The following is a 5,940-nucleotide window of genomic DNA, read 5'->3' on the forward strand; positions in this document are numbered from 1 at the left end:
TGCCGCTGGACGTCGGCGGCACGCACGACACGACGCCGCCGCGCGACGACCGCGAGCGCGTGCTCGCGGAGCTGGTCGCCGACCTGCTCGGGCTGCCCGCGATCGGCGTGCACGCCAACGTGTTCGACCTCGGCATGACCTCGCTCGTCGCGATGCGGGTGGTGGTGCTCCTGGAGCAGCGGTTCGGCACCGAGCTGGCGCCGTCGGCCCTGCTGACCGCACCCACGGTCGCGACGCTCGCCCGGCGGCTGGGGGAGGCGAGGCCGGTGTTCTCGGCGCTCGTCCCGCTGCACCCGCGCGGCACCCGGCGGCCGCTGTTCATCGTGCACCCGATGGGCGGCAACGTGCTCTGCTACGTCCCCCTCGTCAAGCACCTCCCCGACGACCTGCCGGTGTACGCCCTGCAGGCGGCCGGCGCGGAGCCGGGCAGCACCCCGCTGTCCACTGTGGAGGATCTGGTCACCGCCTACCTGGCCGAGATCCGCACGGTGCAGCCCCGCGGTCCGTACACGATCGCCGGGTGGTCCTTCGGCGGGTTCGTCGCGTTCGAGCTGGCCCGGCGCCTGGGGGCGGCCGGGGAAGCGGTGGACCGGCCGATCCTGCTCGACACGGTGGCGGTGAACCCGCTGCTGCGCGAGAGCTACACCGACGAGGCACTGCTCGGCTGGTTCTTCTGGGAACTGCTCTGGATCGAGCGCGGCGGTGCGTCGCCGCTCGAAGGACTGCCCGCGGACGTCGTGTCGCTGGACGACCGGTTCGAGCACATCGCGCGGCGCGCCGCCGAACTCGGCGTGCTGCCGGCGGGCAGTTCGGCCGCGGTGATCCGGCGGCTGTTCCGGCTCTACCGCGCCAACTGGCAGGCCACCCTCGCGTACCGGCCGCCGGAGACCCGCCAGGACATCGTCCTCGTCCGCGCGGAAGAGCCGTTGCCCAAGGTGCTGGAGGCCATGCACGGCGCGGCGGGCAGCCTGCACCACCGGCCCGACAACGGCTGGGGCTCGCTCACCGGCGGCACCGTCGACGTCGTCACCACCCCGGGCGACCACCTGACGATCATGGAAGAACCCCGGGTCGCGCGGCTCGCCCGCGTCGTCAGCGAACTGATCCACGGCCAGGAGGCGCAGTCCCATGCCAGCTGAACACCTGAGGGTCATCGTGCTCGGGGCCGGCATCGGCGGCCTGGCCCTCGCGGCCGCGCTGAAGCAGTGCGGCATCGAGGCCGAAGTGCACGAGCGGGCCGCGTCGCTGCGTGCCGAGGGCTCCGGTCTCGGCATGATCACCAACGCCATCACCGCGCTGGCCACCCTCGGCATCGACCTCGACCTGGCGCGCCGTGGCGAAGTCGTCACCGCCTTCGACATCAAGGACGCCCGAGGCGGGCAGATCGTGCGGCTGCCGATGCCCGAGCTCGGCCGTGAGCTGGGCGCGCCGAGCGTGTGCCTCGGCCGCAACGCCCTGCACGAGGCCCTGCGCGAAGCCGCCGGCGACGTCCCGGTCTTCCTGGGCAGGCGGGCGGTCCACGTCGAGTCCGGGGCGTCCGGCGCGACCGTCGAATTCGACGACGGCAGCACGGCCCGCGGCGACGTCGTCGTGGGGGCGGACGGCTTCAACTCGGTGGTGCGGCGGCAGTTCGCCGGTCCGGACGAGCCGGTGCTGGAGCCCGGCTACGTCTGCTGGCTCGCCATCACGCCGTTCCGCCACCCGGCGCTGCCGAAGGGCGCCGTCGCGCACTACTGGGGGAGCGGCCAGCGCTTCGGGCTGCTCGACATCGGCGGCGGCGACGTCTACTGGTGGGGCACCAAGAACCTGCCGGTGGCCGAAGCCCGCGACTGGCGGGGCACCCGCGAGGACCTGCTGGCGCTCTACGACGGCTGGGCCGGCGAGGTCACGGCCGCGATCGCCGCGACGCCGATCGAGCGCGTCATCGCCGTCCCCGCACGCGACCGCGGCTTCCTCGAGAAGTGGGGCGAGGGCCGGGTGACGCTGCTGGGCGACGCGGCGCACCCGATGCTGACCAGCCTCGGTCAGGGCGCGGGGATGGCCGTCGAGGACGCCGTCGTGCTGGCCACCACCCTGGCGCGGATCGGCGACGACCCGGTCGCCGCGTTGCGCAGCTACGAAGACCAGCGGCGGGACCGGACGCGGATGGTCGTCGAGGCGTCGCGCGCGCTGAGCGAAAGCGAGCAGCTGGAGGACCCGGAGCTGCGGCGGGCGCGCGACGAGCAGCTGCGCGGGACGTCGTTCGACGAGCTCGTCGCCAGTCAGCGCGACCTGCTGACCTTCCCCGGAGTCCACGGATGAACGGCCGTCCGCTCAGCGCCGTCGAGCGCTGGTACTGGTGGTGTGACCAGGTTTCGCCGCTGAACGTGATCTCGCGGGTTTCGGTGCGGGGCGAGCTTCCGCCGCGCCTGGTGCGCGCGGCGCTCGACGCGCTGCAACGGCGGCACCCGCTGCTGGGCCTGCGGATCGAGACCGACGCCGAGGGCGCCGACCCGGTGTGGGTGCCGACCACCCGGCGGATCCCGCTGCGGTACACCACCGGCGGCGACTGGGTGCGCGAGGTCGACGAGACCGAGCTGGCCGAAGCCGTGCCGTGGCGGCTCGGCCCGCTGATCCGGGCGACGCTGCTCGACCGGGACGGCGAGCACGACCTGGTGCTCACGCTGCCGCACTGCGTCGCCGACGGCACCACCGCGCTTTCGCTGGCGCGGGAATGCCTGGAACTGGCGGCGAAGATCGAGCGGGGCGACCCGCTGCCACTGCCGTCGCGGCTGCCGCCGTCGCCGGAGGACGTCATGCCGGCCCGGAACCTCGGCAGCATCGGCGAGCAACGCCGTGCCGACCAGCAGCGCCGGGACGCCGACGAAATCGCGCGCCTGCGGCCGAGCCGGTTCGAGCCCAGCGCGGCCGTGCCGATGGCCTCGCGGCGCACCCGGTTCCTGCACCGCGAGCTGGACGGCGCCGAGCTGGCCGCCGTCGTCGAGGCGTGCCGGCGCGAGGGGACCACGGTGCACGGGCTGCTGGCGGCGGCGATGGCCCGTGCCGCCGGCGAATCCGGTCACGTCGCGATCGGGTCTCCGGTCGACTTCCGGGCGGAACTGGTCCCGCCGGTCGCCGCGGCCGAGGCCGGGACGTACGTGGCCACCATCCCGACGTTCGTCGGCTGCGACGTCCCGCTGTGGGACGCGGCCCGGGCGGCGAGCGCGGACCTGGCCCGGCGCAAGGAGCGCGGCGAGCACTTCGACCTGGTCGGGTTCGTGGCGGGCAGCGGGCTCAAGTCGATGGCGGACGCCGAGCCGATCATGCGGTTCATGGAGGAGAGCGGGCCGATCAACCTGTGCCTGTCCAACCTCGGCCGGTTCGACGTGCCCGACGTCATCGGCCGGTGGCGGGTGGGCGGCAGCCAGTTCGTGGCGGGCCTTTCGGTCAACGGCTACGTCGTCGCGACCGTGAACACCAGCCACGGCCGGTTGTTCTGGAACTGCGCGTACATCGAGGACGCGGTGCCCGAAGCACGGGCCGCCGCCCTGACCGACCGCTGCTTGGACGCGGTGCGCGCCGCAGGTGGAGGTGAATGGTGTTGAGCCGCAAGGACAACGGCCGGACCGTCGTGGTCACCGGCGCGTCGACCGGTCTCGGCCGGACGACCGCGCTGACGCTCGCGGCGGCCGGCTTCCGGGTGGTGGCCGGGGTGCGCCGCGCCGCGGACGGCGAGGCGCTGCTGGCCGAGTCCACCGCCCTGACCTACGCGATCATCGACGTCACCGACGACCGCTCGATCGCGGCGGCGGCCGGCGCCCTCGACGGCCCGGACGGCGTGTGGGGGCTGGTAAACAACGCGGGCATCTGCGTCTCCGCGCCGGTGGAGTGCCTGTCGTCGGCCGACCTGCGCCGCCAGCTGGAGACGAACGTGATCGGCACGCTGGCGGTCACCCGCGCGTTCCTCCCGCTGCTGCGCACGGCGGGCGGCCGCGTCGTCAACGTCACGTCGGGCCTGGGGGCCCTGGTGGTCCCGTACCTGGGCGCGTACGCGATGGCGCAGTTCGCGAAGGAAGCGATGAGCGACGCCCTCCGCCGCGAGCTGGCCCCGGCCGGCGTCGGCGTCTCCGTCGTCCGCCCGGGCGCGATCATGACGCCGATCTGGGACAAGGTTTCCCGCGGCGGCAACGCGGTGCTGGCGGCCACCCCGGAACCGGTCGCCCGCCTGTACCGCGCCACGTTCCTGCGTTTCCTGGCCGGCAACGAGGCCGGCGCCCGCGCGAGCGAAACCCGTCCGGAGGACGTCGCCGCGGCGGTCCACCACGCCCTGTCGTCGGCCCGCCCGAAGACCCGCTACCCGGTGGGCCCGGACGCGACCCGCGGCGCCCGCATCGCCCGCCTGCTCCCGGACCGCCTGATCGACCGCATGTTCACGGGCGTCGTCGCGCCCGCCACCGAAGAGACCGTGAGAGGTGCCGTATGACGCGTACGCCGGCGCAAGAAGTCCTGGCGCACAGCCTGGATCTGCTGGAAGCGGGAGACGCCAGGGGATGGGTGGACCTGTTCGCGGTGGACGGGGTTTTGGAGTTCCCGTACGCCCCGGCGGGGTGGCCCGACCGGTTCGCCGGGCGGGACGCGTTGTGGCAGCAGATGGAGAAGTTCGCCGAGCACTTGGAAGTCGCGTTTTCGGGACTGGAGTTCCACCCGACGGCCGATCCCGAGTTGGTGATCGCGGAGTACCGCGCGGACGGCCGGGCGCTGCGGACCGGCTTGGAGTTTCACCAGCGGTACATTTCCGTGGTGCGGGTGCGAGGTGGGGAAATCCTGCTGTACCGGGACTTCTGGAACCCGCTGTCGCACTTGGCGGCGCTGGGCGGTGCGGAGGCGGCGTTGCGGATCGTCGCCTAGGTCAAGCTCACCACCACGCCGGTCTGCCCCGGCGGAACCTCGCCGTGCCACGGGATCACCTTGCCCGCGGCGAAGGTCTCGATGATCAGCATCGGCAGCCCCGGGACCCCGACGAACCCGCACCCGTCGGCTTCGGTGCGCTTCGGCGGAACCGGGTAACCCCCGGCGGCCGCATGGTCCACCAGCGTCCGGAGGACTTCGGCGGGTTCGCCGTCCCGAAGGGTGATAACCCCCAAGACGAGCGGTCCGTTGGCGCCGCTGCCGCCGGAGAAGTGGTCGCTCAGGATGACGCCGTTCCGCGCGCCGATGCGATCCGCGACGGCGGAGAGACGTGCGCGATGGCGTGCGCGCCGGAAGAACATGCCCTCAGGCTATCCCGGTGACGAACCTCAGGACGGAGTCCGGAACGCCCGCCGGTACGCCCCCGGCGTCGTGCCCACCTGGTCGCGGAACCGCCGCCGGAGGTTGACCGCCGACGTCAGGCCGACCCGGGTGGCGATCGCCTCCACCGGGAGGTCCGTGTCCTCCAGCAGCGTCCTGGCCTCCGTCACCCGGCGCGCCAGGAGCCACGCGCCCGGGCTCGTGCCGAGCTGGCCGGTGAACCGGCGGGCCAGCGTGCGCGGGGAAACGCCCGCGTGCGCGGCGAGGTCACGCACCGACAACGCGGTGCCGAGGCGGGCGGCCGCCCAGTCCAGCAGGCCGTCCAGCGCGTCCGGGCCAGCGGCCGGCGGGACGAACTGCGCTTGGCCGCCTTCGCGGTGCGGTGGCATCACCATGTGCCGCGCGACCAGTGCGGCGTGCGCGGCACCGTGGTCCTTCCGGACGAGGTGCAGGCACAGGTCGATCCCGGCGCCCGCGCCGGCGCTCGTGGCGACGTCGCCGTGGTCCACGTACAGCACATCCGGTTCCACGCGCACCTCGGGGAACTCCCGCCGCAGCTGGTCGGCGCGGGCCCAGTGGGTCGTCGCGGACCGGCCGTCCAGCAGCCCGGTGCGGGCCAGTGCGAACACGCCCGAGCAGATGGTCACCAGGCGGGCGCCGCGGGCGTGCGCC

General features: G+C 73.9%; 7 protein-coding genes. 5 read left to right on the forward strand and 2 right to left on the reverse strand.

The features are described 5' to 3' along the window. The 5 genes from G3I65_RS05300 to G3I65_RS05320 form a co-directional block, all read left to right on the forward strand. Window positions 1–1,139: non-ribosomal peptide synthetase (locus G3I65_RS05300; RefSeq protein ID WP_160695100.1), on the forward strand; the 1,139-nt coding region annotated here is incomplete at its 5' end. Then, entirely contained in the window at window positions 1,129–2,301 is a 1,173-nt protein-coding gene (locus G3I65_RS05305) for an FAD-dependent monooxygenase (RefSeq protein WP_166639705.1), read from the forward strand. The genes G3I65_RS05300 and G3I65_RS05305, both read left to right, overlap by 11 nt. Beyond that, on the forward strand, window positions 2,298–3,584 hold the full coding sequence (locus tag G3I65_RS05310; protein WP_160695101.1) for a condensation domain-containing protein: 1,287 nt from the start codon (window positions 2,298–2,300) through the stop codon (window positions 3,582–3,584). The genes G3I65_RS05305 and G3I65_RS05310 overlap by 4 nt, the downstream gene beginning before the upstream one ends. After that, window positions 3,575–4,462, forward strand: coding sequence for an SDR family NAD(P)-dependent oxidoreductase (locus tag G3I65_RS05315; RefSeq protein WP_160695102.1), 888 nt, complete (start codon window positions 3,575–3,577; stop codon window positions 4,460–4,462). Before G3I65_RS05310 ends, G3I65_RS05315 begins: the two co-directional genes overlap by 10 nt. Next, window positions 4,459–4,887 (forward strand): nuclear transport factor 2 family protein, encoded by a 429-nt coding sequence (locus G3I65_RS05320; protein ID WP_160695103.1) that lies wholly within the window; start codon window positions 4,459–4,461, stop codon window positions 4,885–4,887. Before G3I65_RS05315 ends, G3I65_RS05320 begins: the two co-directional genes overlap by 4 nt. Here the strand turns inward: G3I65_RS05320 and G3I65_RS05325 are convergent. Next, the gene (locus tag G3I65_RS05325; protein WP_160695104.1) at window positions 4,884–5,249 is read right to left on the reverse strand and encodes a hypothetical protein; all 366 of its coding nucleotides are present in this window, start codon (window positions 5,247–5,249) and stop codon (window positions 4,884–4,886) included. The two genes, G3I65_RS05320 and G3I65_RS05325, sit on opposite strands and share 4 nt — an antisense overlap. 27 nt (window positions 5,250–5,276) lie before the next feature. Beyond that, window positions 5,277–5,940, reverse strand: a 664-nt coding sequence (locus tag G3I65_RS05330; RefSeq protein WP_160695105.1) for a GlxA family transcriptional regulator, incomplete at its 5' end; no start/stop codon positions are given.

The organism is Amycolatopsis sp. SID8362, assembly GCF_010550475.1.
Taxonomy (GTDB): Bacteria; Actinomycetota; Actinomycetes; order Mycobacteriales; family Pseudonocardiaceae; genus Amycolatopsis; species Amycolatopsis eburnea.